Here is a 1,303-nt window from a genome sequence, read left to right as displayed (position 1 = left end):
ATGTACGAATGACACGACTTCGGCGGTACGCTTGAGCCCCGCTACATTGTCGGCGCGGAATCACTTGACCAGTGAGCTATTACGCACTCTTTCAAGGGTGGCTGCTTCTAAGCCAACCTCCTGGTTGTCTCTGCGACTCCACATCCTTTCCCACTTAGCGTACGCTTAGGGGCCTTAGTCGATGCTCTGGGCTGTTTCCCTCTCGACCATGGAGCTTATCCCCCACAGTCTCACTGCCGCGCTCTCACTTACCGGCATTCGGAGTTTGGCTAAGGTCAGTAACCCGGTAGGGCCCATCGCCTATCCAGTGCTCTACCTCCGGCAAGAAACACACGACGCTGCACCTAAATGCATTTCGGGGAGAACCAGCTATCACGGAGTTTGATTGGCCTTTCACCCCTAACCACAGGTCATCCCCCAGGTTTTCAACCCTGGTGGGTTCGGTCCTCCACGAAGTCTTACCTCCGCTTCAACCTGCCCATGGCTAGATCACTCCGCTTCGGGTCTAGAGCGTGCAACTCAAACGCCCTGTTCGGACTCGCTTTCGCTACGGCTTCCCCACACGGGTTAACCTCGCTACACACCGCTAACTCGCAGGCTCATTCTTCAAAAGGCACGCAGTCACGACTGACAGCACAAGTGCTGCCAGCGACGCTCCCACGGCTTGTAGGCACACGGTTTCAGGTACTATTTCACTCCGCTCCCGCGGTACTTTTCACCATTCCCTCACGGTACTATCCGCTATCGGTCACCAGGGAATATTTAGGCTTAACGGGTGGTCCCGCCAGATTCACACGGGATTTCTCGGGCCCCGTGCTACTTGGGTGTCTCTCAAACGAGCCGCATGAATTTCAGCTACGGGGGTCTTACCCTCTACGCCGGACCTTTCGCATGTCCTTCGCCTATCCATACGGTTTCTGACTCGTCGACCAGCCGGCAGACTGATCAAGAGAGATCCCACAACCCCGTATACGCAACCCCTGCCGGGTATCACACGCATACGGTTTGGCCTCATCCGGTTTCGCTCGCCACTACTCCCGGAATCACGGTTGTTTTCTCTTCCTGAGGGTACTGAGATGTTTCACTTCCCCTCGTTCCCTCCACACTGCCTATGTGTTCAGCAGCGGGTGACAGCCCATGACGACTGCCGGGTTTCCCCATTCGGAAACCCCCGGATCAAAGCCTGGTTGACGACTCCCCGGGGACTATCGTGGCCTCCCACGTCCTTCATCGGTTCCTGGTGCCAAGGCATCCACCGTGCGCCCTTAAAAACTTGGCCACAGATGCTCGCGTCCACTGTGCA

Annotated in this window: 1 rRNA gene (running past one end of the window); it reads right to left on the bottom strand. The window is 56.7% G+C overall.

Features of this window, described 5'->3' with window-relative positions:
- Nucleotides 1-1,279: ribosomal RNA gene (locus AB0903_RS34115) — 23S ribosomal RNA — on the bottom strand; it reaches 1,920 nt to the left of the window's first position.
- Nucleotides 1,280-1,303: the final 24 nt, after the last annotated feature.

Origin of the sequence: Streptomyces sp. NPDC048389 (assembly GCF_040706335.1) — a bacterium.
GTDB lineage: Bacteria > Actinomycetota > Actinomycetes > Streptomycetales > Streptomycetaceae > Streptomyces.
This window is presented reverse-complemented; position numbering and strand designations above follow the sequence as displayed.